Here is a 23,035-nt window from a genome sequence, read left to right as displayed (position 1 = left end):
CGTCAGGGCATGAAATCCAGCGGCAGCGCTGCTTCACCTGACCTTTGCTTGTACCAGGCCTGCATGACGTCGGGTAATCGAGCTTTCCATTGCGCCACGTTGGTGTAGTAACGAACACGAGCATTTCCCTTGCCGTCGTAGGCCATCAGCATCACCCAAAACCGGCTGCTTGGGGCGCTCATGAAAATCGCCGTCCCCCCTATACCACGCATCCACATTTCCACAACCTGACCGTCCGGCACATCTGCACCGGGGTCGCCGATCATCATTGAACCGGATGTTTCAACCAGCACCTGATAGTCAGCGTTGAGTAACGCATGCAGCGTCGCGTTGTCCTCAGACGAACGGGCGAGTCCAAGGCTGAGCAAATCGTATTCGATCTTCAATGGTTGCTCGGAAGCCACATAGCGACCAGCGTAGAAAACCCCCATGCCCCCACCGCAGGCGGCGTCGGAACCATCCTGAACAACATTCAGAATGCCGTTGATCGCCGTAAAGCTCAGCGCACATTCACCTTCAGCGTAATCGGCCTGCTTACCCTTCAGCACAGCCACACCCTCCAGATCGCCCGAGTTGCCGCCCTCTGCCGCCGAAATATCGAAAGCGATATGCCCGGCGTCGCGCTGCCGGGTATTGATTTGGGCGGCTGTCGAGGGACCATCAGGGATGAGCTGCCATGTGGCGTTCCAGCCAAAAGGTTTGGCGACGTAATCGAGCTCGGTAATTCGCATCAGATAATTGCGGCGCAGACAGGCCAGCCGCTGGTCGCAACTATTGCGGCTTTTCAGCCACATCCGCTGATCAGCCTTGAGGGCTTCGGGATCGGCAACTTTGGCCAGCGCCGAACGCCAGACTGCAGACAGTTTGTCATCGAGTCCCGAGAGATCCGGATCCGCACAAATGGCTTTTTCAACCGGGCTGGAAGCGCCGGCACAGTCGAAACTGGCAGCTTGGGAGTTGGCAGCAAAAACGAGGGACGTCAGCAGCAAGGCGTGACGGAGATTGAAAGCGAGCATCGACAGATTCCATTCCTGAGGCGGCGGCAGTATGCCGCGCCCGGGCTATCGATGCTCTGGAAATTTCAACGGTTACTTCAAGAGAGTCAGAACGCGATCCCGGCCGCCGGTTTCACATCAATCCGCGCCACGGAACCGGTCAGGTGCGCCCAGTCCTTGTTGTGTTCGGCGATGATGTCTTCGGCGCTCATGTTGCCGTTGTCGACGGTGGAATGCGCGTCGGCTGCCAGCTCCACGTCGTAGCCCAGTTGATGGGCCTGGCGCACGGTGGCGTTGACGCAGTAATCGGTCTGCAAGCCGCAGATCACGAGGCGATCGAAGTCTTCCCGGGGGATCAGCTTTTGCAGGTTGGTCTGGTAGAACGAGTCGTTGGCGGTCTTGTCGACGTGCAGGTCACTCGGTGCGGTATTCAGGCCATCGGCCAGTTGCCAGCCCTCGGCGCCGTAAGCGAGCGGGCTGTCCTTCTCGTTATGCTGGATCAGCACGACTGTGACGCCAGCCTTGCGCGCCCGGGCGCTGAGGCCGTTGATGGTGTCGATCACCCGTTTGATGTCGTGGCACTCGTATTCGCCTGTGCACAGGGCGCGCTGGACATCGATGATCAGCAATGCGGTGGTCATGGTGAGCCTTCCTTGATCGGTCCTTGAGACAGGGGCGGACGTGTGCCCGCCCCCTTTTTACCCTTCTCAGTAACCCAAAGACAACCCGGTGTTGCGCCGTGGATCATTGGCGCCGTAGAAGCGGTTCTTGCCCACCGGTTTACCCCCCAGCGACGGCGCTCCGACCAGAATCGCGGCGATGTGGTTGGCGTCCTGCGGGCCCGCAAACTTGTGACCCCAGCTCTCGAGAATTTTCTTCGTGTCGGGGCTCGCGGCGTAGTCCTCGAGGTTGGTCTGCTCCGGCATCCACTGCTGGTGGAAGCGCGGTGCATCGACCGCTTCCTGCAGACCCATGCCGTAGTCGATGACATTGAGCATGGTCAGCAAGGTTGCCGTGATGATGCGACTGCCACCCGGCGTGCCCACCACCATCACCACTTTACCGTCCTTGGTGACGATGGTCGGGCTCATCGACGACAGCGGCGCCTTGCCGGGCGCGATGGCGTTGGCTTCACCCTGCACCAGACCGTACATGTTCGGCACGCCGACTTTCGAGGTGAAGTCGTCCATTTCATCGTTGAGGATGACCCCGGTCTTGCTCGCCATCACACCCGCGCCGAACCAGTCGTTGAGGGTGTAGGTGACCGAGACCGCGTTGCCCCATTTGTCGACGATCGAGTAGTGCGTGGTGTTGCTGCCTTCGTGAGGCGCAACGCCAGGTTTCAGCTCAGCCGACACACCGGCCTTCTGCGGCTGGATCGCGTTGCGCAGCTTGGTCGCGTAGTTCTTGTCCAGCAGGTGCTCGATCGGGTTCTTCACGAAATCCGGGTCGCCCAGATAGCTGTTGCGATCCACATAGGCGTGGCGCATCGCCTCGATCTGGTAGTGCATGCCCTGGGCCGAATGGAAGCCCAGATCCTTCATCGGATAGCCTTCGAGGATGTTCATGATCTGGCAGATCACCACCCCGCCGGAACTTGGCGGTGGCGCCGACACCACGTGGTAACCGCGATAGTCGCATTCCACCGGGGCCAGTTCGCGGGTCTTGTATTTGTCGAGGTCGGCCTGAGTGATGATGCCCTTGTTGGCCTGGCTGGAGGTGACGATGGCATCGGCTACCCAGCCTTTATAGAAACCATCGGCGCCTTTCTCGGAAATGGTACGCAGGGTCTTGCCCAGATCCTTCTGCACCAGTTTCTGCCCGACCTGCATCGGCTCGCCGTTGTGGAGGAAGATCGAGCCGGAATCTTTCATGTCCTTCTTGAACACGTCGGTGGCGTAGTCCAGCAGATCGACGTCGCCCTGCTCCAGTTCGAAACCTTCTTCCGCCAATTTGATGGCCGGCGCGATCATGTCCTTGCGCGGCTTGGTGCCGTACTTGGTCAGTGCCAGTTCCATGCCGGAGACCGTGCCCGGAACGCCCACCGCGAGGTGGCCACGGGTACTCAGATCAGGAATGACGTTGCCATCCTTGTCGAGGTACATATTGGCCGTCGCGGCCAACGGGGCTTTTTCCCGGAAGTCGAGGAAGGTCTTGCGTCCGTCCGCCAGTTGGATAGTCATGAAACCACCACCACCGAGGTTGCCCGCTGCCGGGTAAACCACCGCCAGTGCGTAGCCCACGGCGACCGCCGCATCCACCGCGTTGCCGCCACTTTTCAAGACATCGACACCCACGTGGGTGGCCAGGTGCTGGGCGGTGACCACCATGCCGTTTTCGGCGGCGACCGGGGCAACCGAGGCGGCGTGGGCCATGAGGCAGCTGAGCGCCAATGAGGTCGCAATCAGCGATTTGGCAAAAGGTTCGTACTTCATGAGTCGGTCTCTTCTTTTTATAAGGTAGGAAAGCGCTTCAAGAGCATCAGCCAGTATGGTCGCGATTGCGGTTTGCGCCTCCCCGATCCGGAAGTATGCTGGACGCTGTTTCCGACCCGACCCGGAGTTTTTCCCATGGCCTACACGTTCATCACCCTGCCCTCGCCCGTCGGCGAGTTGAAGCTGGTCGCGAACGGCTCACGACTGGCCGCCATCCTCTGGGAAAACGACAAACCGAACCGGGTGCGCCTCGGACCAATGACCGAAGCACCCGACAACCCGGTACTGGTGAAAACCGCGCGACAACTGGAAGAATATTTTGCCGGAACGCGAAGTGCGTTCGATCTGGAGCTGGACTTTGCCGGCACCGAGTTCCAGAAAAAGGTTTGGGCCGCGTTGCTGACCATTCCGTTCGGCGAGACCCGCACCTACAGCCAGATCGCCGAACAGATCGGCCATCCCAGCGCGGTACGTGCCGTCGGCGCGGCGAACGGCAGAAACCCGATTTCGATCATCGCGCCCTGCCACCGGGTGATTGGGGCTTCGGGAAAACTGACCGGGTTTGCCGGCGGCCTTGAAGCCAAGGAGCGCTTGCTGACACTGGAAGGTGGCCAGTGGTCAGACATCGGCAAAACCGGCGAGCTGTTTTAAGCGCCGAAGAAGTTATTCATCGCCGCGTACTGCAACAGCATGATGGTCTTGGCATCGCAGATCTCGCCACGATGAAACGCGGCCATGGCATCGTCGAAGCGCCACTCCAGAACCTCCAGTTCCTCGGTTTCCTCCTCCAGGCCTCCACCGTCGCTGACTTTTGACGCCGCGTCGTATTCGGCAACGAAGAAGTGCAGTTTCTCGGTCACCGAGCCCGGGCTCATGTATGCCTCGAACACCTTCCTCACCTCGTGCACGCGATATCCGGTTTCTTCTTCAGCCTCGTCGCGGATGCGCTGCTCCGGCGCCGCGCCTTCCAGCAGTCCGGCAGCCACCTCGATCAGCAGACCATCGTGACCGTTGACGAACACCGGCAAGCGGAACTGACGAGTCAGTACCACCGTGCGCTTCTCACGATTGAACAACAGAATCGCCGCACCATTGCCGCGGTCGTAGACTTCGCGGGTCTGGCGTTGCCATTCACCGTTGTTGCGCAGGTAGTCGAAGGTGATTTTCTTCAGCAGATACCAGTCGTGGGACAACACCTGAGTGTCGACGATGTTGATCCGCTCGGCGGTGTTGGGCATGACGCTTCATCCTTTGTCTTGGCCGGAAAAGCCCCATGTTAGGCGAAAAAAAGCCCGGCAGCGCTACCGGGCTTTTTCATTCGATTTACCGCTGACGGGCCATGTCGGCCATTGCGACATCTGGCACCTGCGTGGCTGCCGCCACGCCGTTGATCAGCGGTCCATAACGCCGGCTGAACTCCCAGTTGTACGGCACACGATCCTTGCTGGTGCCGTTGTCCCAGTTCACCGACCAGGTCATCAGGCCCTTGATCGGATGCCCCTTGACCGCCAGGCGTTTCATCGCATTGCCGACCGCATTTTTGTCGATCACGTAACCGGTGGCCGCGGCGTCAACGTTGGCTGGCAGACCGATGACGAACTTGTCCGCAGGGATCTTCGTGAACCCGCGCGTGCCGGTCACCAGACTTTCGGTCAGGTAATAGAGGAAGTCCTCTTTCATCGCATCGTTGTTCTGCGCGATCCACGCCCCGTTGCCGTTATTGGCCTCGGGGACCCAGACACCGTCACCGCCCTGGTTGTAGAACTGCGGCGCGATGAAGTCGTAGTAGCCTTCCAGTGCCTGCAGGTAACCGACGTATTTGCCGGAGGTGGTCAGGTACGGAAACTCCGGCGCCATGCTGATGATGAAATGCTTGCCCTGGCCTGCGTAGTGATCCTTGACCAGTTTCAGGGCGGCCGGCAGGACAGTCTTGTTGGCAGCGAAATCAATCGCGCTCTGTTCAAGATCGATGTCCAGCCCGTCGAAGCCGTAGGTCTCCACCAGACGAATGATTTCGTTGGCCAGTGGTTGCTCCTGACCGGCACGCAATTCGATGTGCGCATCGGCGCCGCCGAGGGAAATCAGCACCGCCCGGCCCTGACTGTTGAGTACGCCGACCTGACGGCGGAACTCGGCATCGGAAACGTTGAACGGCTTGAAGGTCGGAATCCCGCTGCCCTTCATGAACGCGACCGCAACCACGTTGTAGTCCTTGGGCACGTTTTCCAGAGCGATGTTGGCGAACTGACCGCGCTGATAGCCATCGCTCGGGCCCGCGGGCCAGTTGTGCCAGAAGCCCATGAGGATCTTCTTGCCGGCGATGCTCGGCATCAGCGAAGCCGCGTCGCTCGCCTGGTTTTGCATTAACGTGAAGTCGATATTTGACATGTTCTAATCCTTCAGAACGTGTAGGTAGGTGTTGCGGACTTATTTGAAGTCCACATCGAAGGCCTGATAGAAGGCGTTGCCGGTGTTGGCGACGATCCACATCAGGACGATGACGTGACGACCTTGCTTGTTGGCCGGAAGTTTCACCGCGTGATTGACCTTGGCCTTCAGCTCCGCCGAATGACTGTAGTACGGCACTTGCGGATAGAAGTCCTCGGCGAACGGTTTTGCTTCCAGTTGCGCACGGGTGATGCGTTGTTTCGGGTCCCAGCCATCCTTGGTGATCAGCCAGCGGTAACCGCGAGTGGTGTGCGGTGCGGTGTATTCCCATTTGACCTCAAGGGTCTGGCCAGGGGTGACGTTGAGCAGCGGCCAGGTGAACGGGCGACCGAGCTTCTTGCTCATTTCCTCGTCGGTGAAGTTCACACAGTCACGGGCGTCGTCCTTGCCGCCGCTGAGAATGTGCCCGTCGGCCGGTGGCACGACACTCGGGTTGTCCGACTCGAAAGGCGCCGGGAACGGACCGGCCACCAGTGCCGGGAAGTTCTTGCCGCCCTCCATCTCGTTGACCTGCCAGCCACCGAGCAATCCTTGTTCGATGGCCACCGCACCGCGGCTTGCAGGGGAAATGACGCGACCGTGTCGCAGTTGGGTTTGAGCTTGTGGTTGATTCATGTTTTTCACTCCATTGATTTAAGAACTCTCCTTTCCGGGGAGAGGTCTTCAAGCTAACGGAGGGGGATTTTTTGTCCATCGGCGGTTTTGTCGCAGCCCGCCTGGGCAATACCCGAAAAACATCGAAAATACTGGATATAAATACAGTTCATTGCGACGACGCTCACCCAACGCATGGCAAAAAGCCTACACAGCGTCGCTACGAAAACCTGCATTCAAGCACTCAGGGAAGTTGCGCCTTGAACTCCTTTTCATACTGCCCGGCGAGCTGTTCTTTCTGTTTGTCGTCGAGCAGCTTGCCGGCCATCTGGAAGAACTTCTGCTCCTCCTCCTTCAAGTGGTGATGGACCTTGTCCGAGAGCTTTTTCGCCGTGGCCAGCCAGGCTGGACTGGACATTTCGGTCTCGTCGAGCTCCTCCATCATTTCGTCCATTTCATGGTGTTCGGCGATGGCGTGGCGACTGAGGTCGACCCCGTTGTCGAACTCCATCAAAGGGATGTAGAAGTGGCGCTCTTCGGCGGTCTCGTGGGCTTGCAGCTCGGCCTTCAGTTGCTTGTAGGCTTCGACGCGCTCCGGGGTGTCGCCGCTGGTCTTGATCAAGGTCTTGGCATAGCCGCGCTGGCGGTCGTGGCTCTCGCGAAGGGCTTCGAAAATATTCATGGACTCTCCTCGGCAGACGCATTCGGAATGAACGCCTTCAAGCGCTAGACCCCGGCGCGAGAGCGACGGTTCCAACTGCTCGATACCGGGATGGATCAATCCGTCGAGGCGCGATAGGCTGCCGGTTCACTGCCATAAGGATGTTGCACATGAGTTTACGGATCGAGCTGTCGCAAGACTCCACGGAAGAAGAACGCCTGGCCATTCTGGCGCCATTGCACGCCTATAACGTCGCTCAGGCCGGGATTGCCGTATCGGAGCCGCTCACGCTGCTGGTACGCGACGAACATGACGCGATTTTGGGCGGACTCTATGGCCGGTTGGTCTGCCAGTGGTTGTTTGTCGATCTGCTGTCGGTGCCGGAGCAGAGTCGCCATCAGGGGATCGGCTCGAAATTGATGCGCATGGCCGAAGACCTGGCGCGGGAGAAAGGTTGCATCGGGGCTTGGCTCGACACCTTCGATTTTCAGGCGCCTGAGTTCTACAAAAAGCTGGGGTACAGCCAGTTTGGCGAGCTGGCGGATTACCCGCCGGGGCACAAACGAATGTTTTTCCAGAAACGTCTGGACGTCTGAGCCCCACGGATCGCCAGGTTTACAGACAGGTCGCCAACGCCGCCAACCGGCGCTTGGCGACAAAGTCGTCCTTCTGCGCGTAGTAATTCAGCACGGTGCCGGACGCATCAGTGGTCAAGTCGACGAACGACTCCGCCGAACGGGTATAAACCGTCGAGCCACCCTTCTTGCCCGGTTGCAGGTACGCCGCCGCATCCACGCCGAACACTGCTTCGTCCTGCCAGGCGAACTGCACACATTCGGCCACGACTTTTTCAGGTTTGTCCGAATTCAGGACCTTGTAAGGAGTTTGAGTGCGGGCATCTTCCATCACCGAACCCGCGCAACCGGCCAGCAGGGTTGCCGCCAGTGCCACCATCAGCATTCGCATTGCATTCGCTCATTCGGAAAAAAGCGGACTGTATCACCGCAACGCGCAAAATCGTTCTGCTTTACTGCATTTAGAGCGCGACACCCGCCGACAGCTGCGGCACATTAAGGTCATCAGCCCCACAAGGAAGCCCCATGGCGCCTACCGACCAGCGACATGAACATGCCCTCAAACTGTTTCTCGACGCACGCCCCGAGCTGCGCGATTCCCTCGACCATCTCAATCCGTTGCTGGCCCAGGCCAAGGGCGAAACCCCGGCACAGTACCGCGAGGAACGTCTGCACGAAGCCTTTGAAGCCGAGGCCGAAAGCCAGGGTCTGTTCGCCTGGGAGCTGACGCTGCAACTGACTGCGGCCACTCCCGAGGAATATCAGGCGCAACGCCTGGAAGTGCACCGCGAGGTGGCGGAGATGGCCGGGATGGACTGGTTGGAATATTGCGACCTTTATGGCATAGAACCCTGACCTCTAAGCAAGGACCTCTGCACCAATGCTGCCAACCGCCTCGACTCACCGCGCCAGCCCCGGCCACTTGTACACGCAAAAATGGCGCGGTCGCATAGGGCTGGCAATGGTGGCTGCGCTTTCAGTGCTGGCGGGGATGACCGATGCCATCGGCTTCATGGCCAGTGGCGACTTCGTTTCATTCATGAGCGGCAACACCACACGCCTGGCGGTGGCGATCAGTGATGGCGATGTGAGTCTGACGCTGCGGCTGGTGATCCTGGTCGCCACGTTTATCGTCGGCAACGCCCTCGGTGTGGTGATCGGTCGCCTCGGTGGGCGCCGCGCACTGCCGTTGCTGCTGTGCATCGCGACGCTGCTCTGCGGGGCCGCCGCCTGGCCGTCCGAGGTGCAATTGCCGGCGCTGCTGGCGGCAATCATCGCCATGGGCATGCTCAATGCTGCCGTGGAGGAGGTGAACGGTCTGGCCGTCGGGCTGACCTATGTCACCGGTGCGCTTTCACGGTTCGGCCGCGGTCTGGGGCGCTGGATCATGGGCGAGCGACGCAATGGCTGGCGCGTGCAACTGGTGCCGTGGAGCGGGATGTTCATCGGCGCCATCCTCGGTGCCATGCTGGAGCATCACCTGGGGCTCAAGGCACTGTACGCCAGCGGTTTGCTGGCTGCGTTGATCGGCGTGGTCTCGCTGAAAATCCCACGGCGCTGGCAGTTGGGTTACATGCCGCGCTGACGTCTGCGGCAACATCGGCTTCGCCGCCCCGCCGAGAAAGCTTTATCATGGCCGCAGTTTTGCTGATCGAGTCCGTCATGAAGTTCGCCATTGCATTGTTTTCCGCCGCCCATGCGCCCTCCTCGCGCCGCGCCCTGCTGTTCGCGCAGGCTGCGCTGGCCGGCGGGCATGAAATTGTCCGGCTGTTTTTCTATCAGGACGGGGTCTACAACGCGTCCGAAGCTGTAGTTACGCCGCAGGACGAACTGGACCTGCCCAAACAATGGCGAACCTTCATCACCGAACAAAACCTCGACGGCGTAGTCTGCATCGCTGCCGCCCTGCGCCGTGGCGTGCTGAATGCCGAGGAAGCCGGGCGTTATCAGCGTGATGCCGTGGCGGTCAGCGCGCCGTGGGAATTGTCCGGTCTCGGCCAATTGCATGACGCGGTGCAGGATGCCGACCGTCTGATCTGCTTCGGAGGCGCATGACATGGCCAAATCCCTTCTGATCATCAGCCGTCAATCGCCGTGGTCCGGCCCCGGCGCCCGCGAAGCGCTGGACATCGTGCTGGCCGGCGGTGCCTTTGACCTGCCAATCGGCCTGCTGTTTCTCGACGACGGCGTGCTGCAACTGGCCGCCGGGCAGAACGCCAAGGCCCTGCAACAAAAAGACCTGAGCGCCAACCTGCAAGCGCTGCCGATGTTCGGCGTCGAAGAGCTGTTCTACTGCGCCGACAGCGCCAGTGCTCGCGGCCTCGGCGATCGTTCGCTGGACGAGGCGCAGCCATTGGCCGCCGATGAAATCACCGCCCTTATTGACCGTTACGACCAGGTGATCACCCTCTGATGTCGACTTTGCATGTGTTGTCTCATTCCCCGTTCGGCGACGAACGCCTGACCAGTTGCCTGCGTCTGCTCGGCACTGCCGACGCGCTGCTGCTGTGCGGTGATGCCGCTTATGCGTTGCAACCCGGCACCGCGCCGTTCAATGCGCTGGAAACTCGCCGAGTGAAACTATTCGTGCTGGCCGAAGATGCGCAAGCCCGCGCCGTGCAGGTTCCGGACTGGGCCGAAGCCATCGATTATCCGGCCTTCGTCGAACTGTCGATCCACCACGACAAGGTCAATTCCTGGCTATGAATGCGCTGACCGTCGGCGCCCGCGCCATCGAACTGGACAAGGACGGCTTCCTGGTCGACCTCAACGACTGGTCGGCAGAAGTCGCCAGCGCCCTCGCCGCTGCCGAAGACATCGAACTGAGCCCGGAACACTGGGAAGTCCTCGAACTTCTGCGCAGCTTCTATGCCGAATTCCAGCTGTCGCCGGCCACCCGGCCGCTGATCAAGTACACCGCGCTCAAGCTCGGCGCGGAGAAAGGCAACAGCCTGCACCTGAACCGACTGTTCAAAGGCACCCCTGCCAAACTCGCCGCGAAACTGGCGGGCCTGCCCAAACCGACGAATTGCCTATGACCGACTATCCAGCGCTGACCCTCGAAACGCCCGCCGAGCATCCGTTCGCCCAGTTCGTGCGCATCCTCGGCAAGGGCAAGCGCGGCGCCCGCGACCTTACCCGCGAGGAAGCCCGGGAAGCCATGGGCATGGTGCTCGACGAAGCGGTTGAAGAAACCCAACTCGGCGCTTTCCTGATGTTGCTGCGACACAAGGAAGAAAGCGCCGAGGAGATGGCCGGTTTCACCGAAGCCCTGCGCGAACGCCTGCAGGCGCCGGCGCTGAATGTAGATCTGGACTGGCCGACCTATGCCGGCAAGAAGCGTCACCTGCCGTGGTATCTGCTGGCGGCCAAGTGCCTGGCGCAGAACGGCGTGCGCATCTTCATGCACGGCGGCGGCGCGCACACCGCCGGGCGTTTGTATTCCGAACAACTGCTGGGCGAGCTGAACATCCCGCTGTGCCGCAACTGGCAACAGGTCGGCGCGGCGCTGGATCACGGTGGCCTGGCCTTCATGCCACTGGTGGACTGGGCACCGCAGTTGCAACGGATGATCGACCTGCGCAACACCCTCGGCCTGCGCTCGCCGATCCACTCGCTGGCACGGATTCTCAATCCGTTGGGCGCGCGTTGCGGTTTGCAGAGCATTTTCCATCCCGGCTACCAAGCGGTGCACCGCGATGCCAGCGGTCTGCTCGGCGATACGGCGATCGTGATCAAGGGCGACGGCGGCGAAATCGAGATCAACCCGGATGCCGACAGCCACTTGTACGGCACCACTGGCGGCGAGAGCTGGGACGAGGAATGGCCGCAGTTGTCGGCGCAGCGTCACGTCAAACCCGCGTCGCTGGATATCGAGCATCTGAAGGCTGTCTGGCGCGGCGATGTGGTCGACAGCTACCCGCAAATGGCGCTGATTTCGACCATGGCGTTGGCGTTGCGCGGCCTCGGCCAGAGCCGTGAACAGGCTTTCGAAATCGCCGAGCAATACTGGGCTGCACGGAACAAATCGATTTAACCGATCATTCACGCCCGATCTTTGCGCTTTTTGTTCGAACTCATCGGAATAGACTCCACTCCAACGATTATTGGTTTCTGGAGTCTTGATCATGGGTTTACTCGTCGACGGCCGTTGGCAGGACAAGTGGTACGAAAGCAGCAAGGACGGCGCGTTCCAGCGCGAACAGGCGCAGCGCCGCAACTGGGTCACTCGCAACGGCGAGGCGGGCCCGAGCGGTGAAGGCGGTTTCGCCGCCGAAGCCGGGCGTTATCACCTTTATGTCTCCCTCGCCTGTCCGTGGGCGCACCGCACGCTGATCCTGCGCAAGCTCAAGGGCCTGGAAAGCCTGATCGACGTTTCAGTCGTCAGCTGGCTGATGCTGGAAAACGGCTGGACCTTCGACCAGAACCTCGGCTCGACCGGCGACAAGCTCGACCACTTCGACTTCATGCACCAACGCTACACCGCTGATACTGCCGACTACACCGGCCGCGTCACGGTGCCGGTGCTGTGGGACAAAAAGCTCAAGCGCATCGTCAGCAACGAATCGGCGGAGATCATCCGCATGTTCAACAGCGCCTTCGATGACCTGACCGACAACGATCTCGACTTCTATCCGGCGCCATTGCGCAGCGAGATCGATGCGCTGAACGAGCGGATCTACCCGGCGGTGAACAACGGTGTATACCGCGCCGGTTTCGCCACTTCGCAACAGGCCTATGAAGAGGCATTCGACGATGTGTTTGCCGAACTCGATCATCTGGAGCAGGTGCTCGGCGCCAACCGTTATCTGACGGGCGAATACCTCACCGAGGCAGACGTGCGGTTGTTCACCACACTGATTCGTTTCGACGCGGTGTATCACGGGCATTTCAAATGCAATCTGCGGCGGATCAGCGACTATCCGAACCTGTCGAACTGGCTGCGTGAGATGTACCAGTGGCCGGGCATTGCCGAGACCGTGGATTTCCAGCACATCAAGAATCACTACTACGGCAGCCACAAGACCATCAACCCGACGGGGGTTGTGCCGAAGGGGCCGAAGCAGGATTTCACTGTTGCCCATGACCGGGACCGGTTGGGCGGGAAAGGGGTTTGGCGCAGAGGTTGAGAGCAGGAGCGTTCCCACCGCGTGGGAACGCTCCCTTCAGAGTCAGACCTGACCCTGAGCGCCCTCGAACCACGCCAGTTTCTCGCGCAGTTGTACCACTTCGCCGACGATCACCAGCGTCGGCGCATGCACTTCATGCTCCGCCACCAGACGCGGCAGGTCGGCCAGGGTGCCGGTGAAGACCCGCTGATTGACCGTGGTGCCCTGCTGGATCAACGCTGCCGGGGTATCGGCCGCACGACCATGCTTGATCAACTGCTCGCAGATGACTGGCAACCCCACCAGGCCCATGTAGAACACCAGCGTCTGCGCCGGCGCGACGAGGTCGGCCCACGGCAGATCGGTGGAACCGTCCTTCAAGTGCCCGGTAACGAAACGCACCGACTGCGCATAATCGCGATGGGTCAGCGGAATCCCGGCATACGCCGCACAACCGCTGGCAGCTGTGATGCCCGGCACGACCTGGAACGGGATGCCATGGGCCGCCAGTTCCTCGATCTCCTCGCCGCCACGGCCGAAGATGAACGGATCCCCGCCCTTCAACCGCACCACGCGCTTGCCGGCCTTAGCCAGATCCACCAGTTGCTGGTTGATCTGATCCTGCGGCACGGCGTGATCGGCGCGACGCTTGCCGACGTAGACACGCTCGGCATCGCGGCGGCACAGCTCAAGAATCGCAGGCGCCACCAAGCGGTCGTACAGCACCACATCGGCTTGCTGCATCAGGCGCAAGGCACGGAAAGTCAGCAGATCCGGATCACCCGGCCCAGCGCCCACCAGATACACCTCGCCAGTGGTAACACTCGCTTCGCCGTCGATCTTCGCCTGTAACAGACGCTCGGCCTCGGCGCCCTGCCCGGCCAGCTGGCGGTCGGCAATCGGCCCCTGAAACACGTCTTCCCAAAAACCGCGACGCTGCTGCACATCGGGAAACAGGCCTTTGACCTGATCACGAAAACGCGCGGCCAGACCGGCCAGGTGGCCGTAGGTCGAGGGAATCCAGGTTTCGATCTTGGCGCGGATCAGCCGGGCCAGCACCGGCGCATCGCCGCCGCTGGACACCGCAATGATCAGCGGCGAACGGTCGACGATCGCCGGGAAGATCACGCTGCACAACGCCGGCGCATCCACCACGTTGACCGGCACGCAACGCCGATGAGCATCGGCGGAAACTTGCGCGTTCAACGCTTCATCGTCGGTGGCGGCAATGATCAGCCCGCAACCGTCCAGATCCGTTTCGGCGTAACCGCGCGACAGACACTCGCCACCGCTGACGGCAACCAGTTCGCGCAGTTGCGCTTCAATTTCAGGTGCGACCACCCGCAGCAGCGCACCGGCATCGGCCAGCAGGCGGGATTTGCGCAAGGCAATTTCCCCCCCACCGACAACCAACACACGACTGCCGCGCAGGTTGTGAAACAGCGGCAGATATTTCATTTAGCCGATGACCTCGAGGCCACCCATGTACGGCTTCAGCACGTCCGGCACGCGGATCGAACCGTCGGCCTGCTGGTAGTTTTCCAGCACGGCCACCAAGGTACGACCGACCGCCAGGCCGGAACCGTTCAGGGTGTGCACCAGCTCAGGCTTGCCGGTTTCCGGGTTGCGGAAACGCGCCTGCATGCGGCGGGCCTGGAAGTCGCCGCAGTTGGAGCACGACGAGATTTCACGGTATTTGTCCTGGCTCGGGATCCACACTTCCAGGTCGTAAGTCTTGACCGCGCTGAAGCCCATGTCGCCGGTGCACAGCGCCAGGGTACGGTAAGGCAGACCCAGCAGTTGCAGGACTTTCTCGGCGTTGGCGGTCAGGCCTTCCAGCGCGTCCATCGACGTCGACGGCTCGACGATCTGTACCATCTCGACCTTGTCGAACTGGTGCTGGCGGATCATGCCGCGAGTGTCACGACCCGACGCGCCCGCTTCGCTGCGGAAGCACGGAGTGTGGGCGACGAACTTGATCGGCAGTTGCTTCGAATCGACGATTTCACCGGCCACGATGTTGGTCAGCGACACTTCGGCGGTCGGGATCAGGTACAGATCGGCTTCGCCTTCGCGACCGATCTTGAACAGGTCTTCTTCGAACTTCGGCAGTTGACCAGTGCCTTGCAGCGCAGGAGCCTGAACCAGATAAGGCGTGTAGGCCTCTTCATAGCCGTGCTCGGTGACGTGCAGGTTGATCATGAACTGCGCGAGTGCGCGGTGCAGGCGGGCAATCGGGCCACGCAGCAGGGCGAAACGTGCGCCGGACAGCTTGGCGGCGGTTTCGAAGTCGAGCCAGCCGAACTTCTCGCCCAGGGCCACGTGGTCCTGAACCGGGAAGTCGAACGCGGTCGGAGTACCCCAACGGCGGACTTCGACGTTGCCGTCTTCGTCTTCGCCGACCGGTACCGATTCGTGCGGCAGGTTCGGGATGCCCAGGAGGATCGAGTCCAGCTCGGTCTGGATCGCGTCCAGCTCGACTTTACCGGCGCTCAGTTCGCCCGCCATGCGCTCGACGTCCGCCATCAGCGGCGCGATGTCTTCGCCGCGCTGCTTGGCCTGACCGATGGATTTGGAACGCGCGTTACGCTCAGCCTGCAGTGCTTCGGTGCGGGTCTGGACGGTCTTGCGCTGTTCTTCCAGCGCTTCGATGCGCGCGACATCCAGGGCAAAGCCACGGGAAGCCAGGCGGTCCGCTACGTCCTGGAGGTTGCTACGTAACAGTTTGGAATCGAGCATGTCGGTTTCTCGTTATCAAAGTTTGGTCAGGGACAGGCCGGCCCACGTCGCGAGCAGCCCGCCGAATACGCTGATGGCCGCATAGCCCAGGGCCAGCGGCACTTGCCCGCTTTCCAGCAGACGCACCGTATCCAGTGAAAAGGATGAAAAAGTCGTCAGCCCCCCGAGGAAGCCGACCATCAACCCGGCGCGCACCTCGATCGGTACTTCCGGGCGTATCAAAAACAGGCCGTACAACACGCCGATCAACAGGCAGCCCACGATATTAACGGCCAGCGTCGCGGTATAGAAGTGCCGCGGCCAATTGGCGTTGACCCAATTGCCGGTGGCGAAGCGCAACAAGGTGCCGGCAATCCCGCCGACGGAGACTGCAACGATCAATGGAACCACTATTTTCTCCGCTGCCGGGGGCTTAAACGATCGAGTTGGGCAAGATGGTTGAGCTTCTCACCGATCTTCAGCTCCAGGCCCCGGGGCACGGGCTGATAGAACGGAATCGGGTCGAGTTCTTCCGGGAAATAGTCTTCGCCGGCGGCATAGGCGTCCGGCTCGTCGTGGGCATAGCGGTATTCGTCGCCGTAACCCAGTTGTTTCATCAGTTTGGTCGGTGCGTTGCGCAGATGCAGCGGCACTTCCAGGGAGCCGTGTTCGGCGGCGGCGCGCAGCGCGGTCTTGAAGCCCATGTACACCGCGTTGCTTTTCGGCGCGCAGGCCAGATAGGTGATGGCCTGAGCCACTGCCAACTCACCTTCCGGGCTGCCGAGACGCTCCTGCACTTCCCACGCGGCCAGGCACAGGCTCAGGGCGCGAGGGTCGGCGTTACCAATGTCTTCGCTGGCCATGCGCACCACGCGCCGGGCCAGGTACAGCGGATCGCAGCCGCCGTCGATCATTCGCGCGAACCAGTAAAGCGCGCCGTCCGGGTTCGAACCGCGCACCGATTTGTGCAGCGCGGAAATCTGGTCGTAGAACGCCTCACCGCCCTTGTCGAAACGTCGGCGAGTGTCGCCGAGCAGGCTTTGCAGCAACTCGGTGCCCATCTCGCTGTTGTCTTCGGCCAGGTCCGAGGCGTTCTCCAGCAGATTGAGCAATCGCCGGCCATCACCGTCGGCGGCGGACAGCAGCATCTGGAAGCCTTCATCGCTGAGGGTCAGATGACGCTTTCCCAGACCTCGGTCTTCGGTGAGGGCGCGGTGCACCAGTTTGCGCAACGCCGCTTCGTCGAGGCTCTTGAGTACATAGACCCGCGCCCGCGACAGCAATGCGTTGTTCAATTCGAAGGACGGGTTTTCGGTGGTGGCGCCGATGAAGATCAGCGTGCCGTCTTCAACGTACGGCAGGAAGGCGTCCTGCTGGGACTTGTTGAAGCGGTGCACTTCATCGACAAACAGGATCGTGCGCTTGCCGTACTGGCCGGCCTGCTGCTTGGCGATTTCCACCGCCTGACGGATTTCCTTTACGCCGGCCAACACGGCCGAGACCGTTTCGAAGTGCGCATCCGAGACTTCCGCCAGCAGCCGCGCCAGGGTGGTCTTGCCCACGCCCGGCGGGCCCCAGAAGATCATCGAATGCAGGGCACCCTGCTCCAGCGCTTCGCGCAGTGGTTTGCCGCGAGCGAGCACGTGTTCCTGACCGACGTACTCATCCAGATTGGTCGCCCGCAAACGGGCGGCCAGCGGCTGGGCAATCGGTGCACTGCGAAACAGATCCATCACGTAGCGTTGAAACCTCTGTGTTTATTCCTGGATCACATCGGCACCCTTCGGGATGTCGAACTTGAACTTCGAGGCCGGGACCGCTTCGTTGGCCTTCACCCCGGTAAACAGGATGTTGGTGCGCTGGCCGACGCTGTCGATCAGTTGCATGTCATTGACCAGACCGTTGCGGAACGACAGACGCAGGCTGTCGAACAGGGTGTCCTTGGTTTTCGGCTTCAAGGTGAAGTCGATCACACCACCCGCCTCTTTCGCGCTGATATCGAAGCTCTGGCTGATCTTCGATACGTCACCGGACAGCAACAGGGCCGGGGTCTGGGTCAGACGCTCGTCCAGTTTCTTGATGGTGGCCTGCTCCAGGTCCGGGTCCCACAGGGTGACTTTCTTGCCGTCGGAGACCATAGTCTGCTCGGCCGGCGCATTGGTGTGCCAGTAGAACAGGCCCGGACGCTGCAGGGTCATGTCGCCGGTGGTTTCCTGCAACTGGGTGCCGCTGCCGTCGAGGGTCAGCTGGGAAAAGTTGGCCGTCAGGGTCTTGGATGTTTCCAGCAATTGGGTCAGGCGAGCCACATCCTTGTCATCGGCGTGAGCCGTGAGGGTGGTCAGAGCCAGTACCGGCAGCAGCATGCGGATAAGACGCATGGGAGTCCTCTTGAATACGCGTGGGAAAGTGGACGGCGCCTCATGCACCGTCCATTGCATTTGAATCAGTCGCGCACCGGGCCAGGGGCCAGGACTTCGCGGGAACCGTTGGTGTTCATGGACGTCACGACGCCGGCCATTTCCATGGCTTCGATCATGCGCGCGGCACGGTTGTAGCCGATCTTCAGCTTGCGCTGTACCGCGGAAATGGAGGCGCGGCGGCTTTCCAGCACGAACTGCACGGCTTCGTCGTACAGCGCGTCGGCTTCCGGATCATCACCGTCACCGCCGCCGCTGCTGCCTTCGAAACCACTGCCCGCCTCTTCGACACCGTTGAGGATGTCGTCGTTGTATTCCGGCGCGCCGCGCAGTTTCCAGGCTTCCACCACCCGATGCACTTCATCGTCGGATACGAAGGCGCCGTGAACCCGGATCGGCAGACTGGTGCCCGGCGGCATGTAGAGCATGTCACCGTGGCCGAGCAGTTGTTCGGCGCCGCCCTGGTCGATGATGGTCCGGGAGTCGATCTTGCTCGATACCTGGAACGCCATGCGCGTCGGGATGTTGGCCTTGATCAGACCGGTGATCACGTCCACCGACGGCCGCTGGGTCGCGAGGATCAGGTGGATACCGGCCGCACGCGCCTTCTGGGCGATACGGGCGATCAGTTCTTCAACCTTCTTGCCGACGATCATCATCATGTCGGCGAATTCGTCCACGACCACGACGATGGTCGGCAGCTTCTGCAGCAACGGCGCTTCGTCGTGGATGCTTTCGCGCTTGTACAGCGGATCGCTCAACGGCTCGCCGGCGTCCTGGGCTTCCTTGACCTTGGCGTTGAAGCCGGACAGGTTTCGCACGCCCATCTTCGCCATCAGCTTGTAGCGACGCTCCATCTCGGCAACGCTCCAGCGCAGGGCGTTGGCGGCGTCCTTCATGTCGGTCACGACCGGGCACAGCAGGTGCGGAATGCCTTCGTAGATCGACAGTTCCAACATTTTCGGGTCGATCATGATCAGCTTGGCGTCGTCCGGGCCGGACTTGAACAGGATCGACAGGATCATCGCGTTCACACCCACCGACTTACCGGAACCGGTCGTACCGGCTACCAGCAGGTGCGGCATCTTCGCCAGGTCGGTGATGACCGGTTTGCCGCCGATGTCGTGGCCCAGGGCCAGGGTGACCGGCGACTTGAAGTTGTCGTACTCGGGGGTCGACAGCACTTCGGAGAAGCGCACGATCTGGCGGTCTTCGTTAGGGATCTCGATACCGACCGTGGTCTTGCCCGGAATCACCTCGACCACCCGCACGCTGGTCACGGCCAGCGAACGTGCAAGGTCTTTCGCCAGGTTGGCGATACGGCTGACCTTCACACCGGCAGCCGGCTGTATTTCGTAACGGGTAATGACCGGGCCCGGATGGATCGAGTCCACGGTGACTTCGACGCCGAACTCCTTGAGCTTGATCTCCAGCAAGTGGCCGACCGCCGCCAGGGATTCGGGCGAATAATTGAGTTGTTTCTTTTCCGCAGGATCGAGGATCGAGATCGGCGGCAAGGTGCCTTCCACGGCGCTGTCGACGAACAACGGCACCTGCTTCTCTTTCTGCACGCGCTTGCTCGGCTCCGGCGCCTTGACCGGGGCCGGGGCGATGACCGGCGGAACCTGTTTCTCGCGCTCGGACATGTGCTTGCTCAGGGCCTGCTCACGCTCGATCAGGCGCTCCTTGACCTTGGCCTGCTCGCGCTTGTCGGTGACGGTCGGTGCGACCACGTCGTGCACCCGGTCATCGACTTCACGCAGTTGCGCCACCAGTTGCTTGCGCTCGGTACGCGCCGACCACCAGCGATTGATCGCGCCCTGGAACAGTTCGAACAGATCGAGGGTGATCTTGCCGGTGACGTCCATCACCTTGAACCACGACAGGTCGGTGAATACGGTCAGACCGAACAGGAACAGAGCAATGAACAGCAATGTGCTGCCCTGAATGTTCAGGGCATTGCGGGCCAGATCGCCGAGGCTTTCGCCCAGCGCCCCGCCTGCGCCGGCCGGCAATGCGGTGGCCGCATGGAAATGAATGTGCGCCAGCGCGGCGCCGGACAGCACCAGGAAAACCAGGCCGATCAAGCGCCAGGAAAACAGCCAGCCGCTCCACTGCCACGGCTCGTGGCGCTGACGGAAGATCTGATACGCCTTGATCGCCAGCAGCAACGGAAAGATGTACGCGAAGTAACCCAGCACCATGAACAGGATGTCGGCGCTGTAGGAGCCCGCCGGACCGCCGAAATTCTGCACGTCGTCGATCTTGCTGTTGTGGCTCCAGCCCGGATCGTCCTTGCCGTAGGTCAGCAAGGCCATCATCAGGAACAGGCACAGAGCGCCGATGGCGATCAATGCACCTTCCTTGAGCCGGTAGTGCAATTGCTGGCGCCAAAGCGGAACGACTGTTTTTGGTGCTTCCGTGGATTTCTTCAAAACGCTTCTTTTCCTGCGCCAGCGGCGCGTCCATCTATTGAATGACGATAAAAAACTGCCCAATCCAGGCAGGTAAAAAATTGACGGGCGCAACTGAGACTACTTTTAACACTGCGCCCGCTCTTTTATAAACACGGCACACTGCGAATATTCTGTAACAGCCCGGCATTGTACGGGTTTGCGCGTTCGATGCCATGCTTCGAACCCCATGTTCAAGCATAGCCAAGCAGACCAAACCTGCGACGCAATTTGAGCATGCATTGTCTTTTGTGACAAAGGCTTATGAGGTGTATTTGATGAACGTAGCGAAGCATGCACCCTCAAGCTCGTCGCCCGTCTACGACCGCATCCTGAAAGGCAAGTTGCAGCAGCGTCGACTTCGCGCAGGTTCGGGAGGACATTCGCGCCATTTAACGGCACACTTTGCAACGGGCCCTGCCGCCCACCGCCCTCCCCTTCTGCAAGCCTGGACGCCATGCTGACTTGGTTACAACGCAATTCACTGACTTTCCCGCCACTGGAAAAGGCCATGCGCGATCCCAACGGATTGCTGGCGGCCGGCGGTGACCTGTCCGCCGATCGCCTGATCCAGGCCTATCGCCACGGCTGCTTTCCGTGGTTCTCAGAAGGACAGCCCATCCTCTGGTGGTCGCCGGATCCGCGCACCGTATTGTTTCCCGACGAACTGCATGTCTCGCGCAGTCTGGGCAAACTGCTGCGCCAGCAACGCTATCAAGTGACCTTCGATCAGGACTTCGAAGCGGTTATCCGCGCCTGCGCCGCGCCACGGGATTACGCTGATGGCACCTGGATCACCGAGGCCATGCAGGATGCCTACATTGAACTGCACCAACGCGGCTTCGCCCATTCAGTGGAAGTCTGGGATGAAGGCAAACTGGTCGGCGGCCTCTATGGTCTGGCTATGGGGCAGCTGTTTTTTGGGGAATCGATGTTCAGTCGCGCCGACAATGCCTCCAAGTACGGCTTTGCCACGCTGGTGCGGCACCTGAAAGACGCGGGCTTCGTGCTGATCGACTGCCAGATGCCGACCGATCATCTGCACAGCCTGGGCGCCCGGGCAATTTCCCGCCCTGCCTTTGCCGAGTATCTGGCCCGACACCTCGACCGACCCAACCTGGCCACCTGGGTTTGCTGAGCGACTTTTGCGCGCGTGGCTTACACTTAATTCACCAGCTTACCCCCGAGGGTTGATCATGACCGAGTTGGCGCGGTTGAAGTTTTATGCCACTCAGCCTCACTCTTGCAGTTATCTGCCCGAGGAACAGGCTACGACCCTGTTTCTCGATCCGAGCCAGCCCATGGATGTGCATGTCTACGCAGACCTGTCGGAAATGGGCTTTCGTCGCAGCGGCGATCATCTGTACCGCCCGCATTGCCAGAACTGCAATGCTTGCGTGCCTGCGCGCATTCCAGTGGCGCAATTCAACCCTAATCGCCAACAAAAGCGCATTTTCAAACGCAACGCCGACTTGCAGGTGCGCCCGGTCAAACCGGCCTTCAGCGAAGAGTATTTCGATCTTTATCAGCGCTACATCGAACAGCGTCATGCCGACGGCGACATGTACCCGCCGAGCCGTGATCAATTCTCGACTTTTCTGGTTCGCGACCTGCCCTTCTCACGCTTCTACGAGTTCCGGCTCGACGGACGGTTGCTGGCCGTCGCCGTCACCGACCTTCTGCCCAACGGCCTGTCGGCGGTCTACACCTTTTACGAACCAGAGGAAGAACGCCGCAGCCTCGGACGCTACGCCATCCTCTGGCAAATCGCTGAAGCCGGACGCCTTGGGCTTGAAGCCGTGTACCTTGGCTACTGGATCAAAAACTGCAAAAAGATGAACTACAAGACCCAATATCGGCCTATCGAACTGCTGATTAATCAGCGCTGGGTCATCCTGAACTGATCGAAAGCCCTAAACCCCTTGGCGTAAACCCCATTTTTCGGGCACAATGCACGCCGCTTTTGCCTGGCGCAGTTGCACCGGGCCATTCATTGGATACCGAGGGCTTTACTGCATGTCGAAAGAAGACAGCTTCGAAATGGAAGGCACTGTCGTCGACACCCTGCCCAACACCATGTTTCGTGTGGAGTTGGAAAATGGGCACGTCGTAACCGCGCATATTTCCGGCAAGATGCGCAAGAACTACATTCGTATTCTTACCGGTGACAAAGTGCGCGTCGAGCTGACGCCCTATGACTTGAGCAAAGGGCGTATTACTTACCGCGCTCGCTAATCAAGTCAATACAAGACGCCCGGCTTAATGCCGGGCGTTTTTGTTTGTCCGGGTTTTGGGTTTGCGCTTGAGTTTTGAGTGTATATCCGTTGCTTCGGGAGCTGCCGCTGGCGGTTTCGCTCTTACAGCGAGTCACTTTTGACAAACGCCTCAAAAGCAACCAAAAAGTCTACGCCCTGGCGTACGGCACTTCGCTTAGGCTCAGTGTTCCCTCGCTACGGTGTCCATCAGGGGGCATCGCCTACGGTTTGCTTCGCTGCACCTCCTCTCGATGTATGCGGCTTCGCCGCACGGCGCTGCGCGCCTACCCCCTGATGGACACCTCCGCTCGGCCTGCCGAAGGGGCAAAAAATCAAAAGCCAGAGCCAGAGCAAAAGCCAGATCAAGAGCCCCTCA

The 23,035-nt window shown here is 60.7% G+C and carries 26 protein-coding genes and 1 pseudogene; 13 read left to right on the top strand and 14 right to left on the bottom strand.

The genetic code is table 11. The features are described 5' to 3' along the window. Positions 1 to 2: 2 nt before the first annotated feature. From OQ248_RS21940 to ggt, 3 genes are all read right to left on the bottom strand, one after another. On the bottom strand, positions 3 to 1,016 hold the full coding sequence (locus OQ248_RS21940) for a lysozyme inhibitor LprI family protein (protein ID WP_265813973.1): 1,014 nt from the start codon (positions 1,014 to 1,016) through the stop codon (positions 3 to 5). A gap of 86 nt (positions 1,017 to 1,102) precedes the next feature. Then, positions 1,103 to 1,636: a cysteine hydrolase family protein gene (locus tag OQ248_RS21935; RefSeq protein ID WP_265813972.1), complete on the bottom strand. Its 534-nt coding sequence runs from the start codon at positions 1,634 to 1,636 to the stop codon at positions 1,103 to 1,105. A gap of 66 nt (positions 1,637 to 1,702) precedes the next feature. Next, positions 1,703 to 3,430 carry a gamma-glutamyltransferase gene (gene ggt, locus OQ248_RS21930; protein WP_085711597.1) on the bottom strand — a complete coding sequence of 576 codons (1,728 nt, stop codon included), beginning with the start codon at positions 3,428 to 3,430 and terminating at the stop codon, positions 1,703 to 1,705. Between the two features lie 135 nt (positions 3,431 to 3,565). Here ggt and OQ248_RS21925 point away from each other — a divergent pair, with 135 nt between their 5' ends. Continuing rightward, positions 3,566 to 4,081, top strand: a complete 516-nt coding sequence (locus OQ248_RS21925; RefSeq protein ID WP_119427051.1) for a methylated-DNA--[protein]-cysteine S-methyltransferase — start codon at positions 3,566 to 3,568, stop codon at positions 4,079 to 4,081. On the opposite strand, the gene OQ248_RS21920 is transcribed toward OQ248_RS21925, so the two are convergent. From OQ248_RS21920 to OQ248_RS21905, 4 genes and pseudogenes are all read right to left on the bottom strand, one after another. Further along, entirely contained in the window at positions 4,078 to 4,668 is a 591-nt protein-coding gene (locus tag OQ248_RS21920) for an NUDIX domain-containing protein (protein ID WP_265813971.1), read from the bottom strand. The two genes, OQ248_RS21925 and OQ248_RS21920, sit on opposite strands and share 4 nt — an antisense overlap. Before the next feature lie 148 nt (positions 4,669 to 4,816). Continuing rightward, a pseudogene (locus OQ248_RS21915) lies at positions 4,817 to 5,818 on the bottom strand (chitinase); the annotation flags it as partial. Between the two features lie 39 nt (positions 5,819 to 5,857). Continuing rightward, positions 5,858 to 6,493 (bottom strand): lytic polysaccharide monooxygenase auxiliary activity family 9 protein, encoded by a 636-nt coding sequence (locus tag OQ248_RS21910; protein WP_248743173.1) that lies wholly within the window; start codon positions 6,491 to 6,493, stop codon positions 5,858 to 5,860. Positions 6,494 to 6,716: 223 nt separating this feature from the next. Next, positions 6,717 to 7,154 (bottom strand): hemerythrin domain-containing protein, encoded by a 438-nt coding sequence (locus OQ248_RS21905; protein ID WP_085712365.1) that lies wholly within the window; start codon positions 7,152 to 7,154, stop codon positions 6,717 to 6,719. 149 nt (positions 7,155 to 7,303) lie between these two features. On the opposite strand from OQ248_RS21905, the gene OQ248_RS21900 reads away from it, so the two are divergent. Then, on the top strand, positions 7,304 to 7,729 hold the full coding sequence (locus OQ248_RS21900; RefSeq protein WP_265813970.1) for a GNAT family N-acetyltransferase: 426 nt from the start codon (positions 7,304 to 7,306) through the stop codon (positions 7,727 to 7,729). Between the two features lie 19 nt (positions 7,730 to 7,748). Here the strand turns inward: OQ248_RS21900 and OQ248_RS21895 are convergent, their stop codons facing one another. Then, positions 7,749 to 8,099, bottom strand: coding sequence for a hypothetical protein (locus tag OQ248_RS21895; RefSeq protein WP_085712367.1), 351 nt, complete (start codon positions 8,097 to 8,099; stop codon positions 7,749 to 7,751). A 134-nt stretch (positions 8,100 to 8,233) separates the two neighbouring features. On the opposite strand from OQ248_RS21895, the gene OQ248_RS21890 reads away from it, so the two are divergent. The 8 genes from OQ248_RS21890 (at position 8,234) to OQ248_RS21855 (ending at position 12,837) form a co-directional block, all read left to right on the top strand. Then, complete coding sequence (locus OQ248_RS21890) at positions 8,234 to 8,563, top strand: DUF6388 family protein (protein ID WP_265813968.1); 330 nt, start codon at positions 8,234 to 8,236, stop codon at positions 8,561 to 8,563. A gap of 25 nt (positions 8,564 to 8,588) precedes the next feature. Next, the gene (locus tag OQ248_RS21885; RefSeq protein WP_265813967.1) at positions 8,589 to 9,293 is read left to right on the top strand and encodes a YoaK family protein; all 705 of its coding nucleotides are present in this window, start codon (positions 8,589 to 8,591) and stop codon (positions 9,291 to 9,293) included. Positions 9,294 to 9,370: 77 nt separating this feature from the next. Further along, on the top strand, positions 9,371 to 9,763 hold the full coding sequence (gene tusD / locus OQ248_RS21880) for a sulfurtransferase complex subunit TusD (protein WP_265815124.1): 393 nt from the start codon (positions 9,371 to 9,373) through the stop codon (positions 9,761 to 9,763). 1 nt (position 9,764) lies between these two features. Beyond that, complete coding sequence (gene tusC, locus OQ248_RS21875; protein WP_192558394.1) at positions 9,765 to 10,121, top strand: sulfurtransferase complex subunit TusC; 357 nt, start codon at positions 9,765 to 9,767, stop codon at positions 10,119 to 10,121. Further along, a complete protein-coding gene (gene tusB / locus OQ248_RS21870) occupies positions 10,121 to 10,414 on the top strand; it encodes a sulfurtransferase complex subunit TusB (RefSeq protein WP_114883996.1) in 294 nt (97 codons plus the stop codon). Before tusC ends, tusB begins: the two co-directional genes overlap by 1 nt. Then, positions 10,411 to 10,746, top strand: coding sequence for a TusE/DsrC/DsvC family sulfur relay protein (locus OQ248_RS21865; protein ID WP_007958196.1), 336 nt, complete (start codon positions 10,411 to 10,413; stop codon positions 10,744 to 10,746). Before tusB ends, OQ248_RS21865 begins: the two co-directional genes overlap by 4 nt. After that, positions 10,743 to 11,744 (top strand): glycosyl transferase family protein, encoded by a 1,002-nt coding sequence (locus OQ248_RS21860; RefSeq protein ID WP_265813965.1) that lies wholly within the window; start codon positions 10,743 to 10,745, stop codon positions 11,742 to 11,744. The genes OQ248_RS21865 and OQ248_RS21860 overlap by 4 nt, the downstream gene beginning before the upstream one ends. 91 nt (positions 11,745 to 11,835) lie before the next feature. Continuing rightward, positions 11,836 to 12,837, top strand: a complete 1,002-nt coding sequence (locus OQ248_RS21855) for a glutathione S-transferase family protein (protein WP_265813964.1) — start codon at positions 11,836 to 11,838, stop codon at positions 12,835 to 12,837. A 42-nt stretch (positions 12,838 to 12,879) separates the two neighbouring features. Here OQ248_RS21855 and cysG read toward each other — a convergent pair whose 3' ends face one another. The 6 genes from cysG to OQ248_RS21825 form a co-directional block, all read right to left on the bottom strand. Continuing rightward, positions 12,880 to 14,274, bottom strand: a complete 1,395-nt coding sequence (gene cysG, locus OQ248_RS21850; RefSeq protein ID WP_265813963.1) for a siroheme synthase CysG — start codon at positions 14,272 to 14,274, stop codon at positions 12,880 to 12,882. After that, positions 14,275 to 15,555 carry a serine--tRNA ligase gene (serS, locus tag OQ248_RS21845; protein ID WP_265813962.1) on the bottom strand — a complete coding sequence of 427 codons (1,281 nt, stop codon included), beginning with the start codon at positions 15,553 to 15,555 and terminating at the stop codon, positions 14,275 to 14,277. A 15-nt stretch (positions 15,556 to 15,570) separates the two neighbouring features. Beyond that, complete coding sequence (gene crcB, locus OQ248_RS21840) at positions 15,571 to 15,945, bottom strand: fluoride efflux transporter CrcB (RefSeq protein WP_007958188.1); 375 nt, start codon at positions 15,943 to 15,945, stop codon at positions 15,571 to 15,573. Beyond that, positions 15,945 to 17,267 (bottom strand): replication-associated recombination protein A, encoded by a 1,323-nt coding sequence (locus OQ248_RS21835; protein ID WP_114884005.1) that lies wholly within the window; start codon positions 17,265 to 17,267, stop codon positions 15,945 to 15,947. Before OQ248_RS21835 ends, crcB begins: the two co-directional genes overlap by 1 nt. A gap of 24 nt (positions 17,268 to 17,291) precedes the next feature. Next, positions 17,292 to 17,912, bottom strand: a complete 621-nt coding sequence (gene lolA, locus OQ248_RS21830; protein WP_007958184.1) for an outer membrane lipoprotein chaperone LolA — start codon at positions 17,910 to 17,912, stop codon at positions 17,292 to 17,294. A 65-nt stretch (positions 17,913 to 17,977) separates the two neighbouring features. Then, the gene (locus OQ248_RS21825; RefSeq protein ID WP_085712378.1) at positions 17,978 to 20,386 is read right to left on the bottom strand and encodes a DNA translocase FtsK; all 2,409 of its coding nucleotides are present in this window, start codon (positions 20,384 to 20,386) and stop codon (positions 17,978 to 17,980) included. 475 nt (positions 20,387 to 20,861) lie between these two features. On the opposite strand from OQ248_RS21825, the gene aat reads away from it, so the two are divergent. The 3 genes from aat to infA all read left to right on the top strand — a co-directional run bounded on the left by aat (position 20,862) and on the right by infA (position 22,639). After that, positions 20,862 to 21,542: a leucyl/phenylalanyl-tRNA--protein transferase gene (gene aat, locus OQ248_RS21820; protein ID WP_265813961.1), complete on the top strand. Its 681-nt coding sequence runs from the start codon at positions 20,862 to 20,864 to the stop codon at positions 21,540 to 21,542. 58 nt (positions 21,543 to 21,600) lie between these two features. Beyond that, positions 21,601 to 22,308, top strand: a complete 708-nt coding sequence (locus OQ248_RS21815) for an arginyltransferase (RefSeq protein ID WP_119427033.1) — start codon at positions 21,601 to 21,603, stop codon at positions 22,306 to 22,308. A 112-nt stretch (positions 22,309 to 22,420) separates the two neighbouring features. Continuing rightward, positions 22,421 to 22,639: a translation initiation factor IF-1 gene (gene infA / locus OQ248_RS21810; protein WP_002553999.1), complete on the top strand. Its 219-nt coding sequence runs from the start codon at positions 22,421 to 22,423 to the stop codon at positions 22,637 to 22,639. Positions 22,640 to 23,035: the final 396 nt, after the last annotated feature.

This window comes from Pseudomonas sp. COW5, from assembly GCF_026240005.1.
GTDB lineage: Bacteria > Pseudomonadota > Gammaproteobacteria > Pseudomonadales > Pseudomonadaceae > Aquipseudomonas > Aquipseudomonas kribbensis.
Note: the sequence above shows the minus strand (reverse complement) of the source record. Positions and strands in the feature narration are given on the sequence as shown.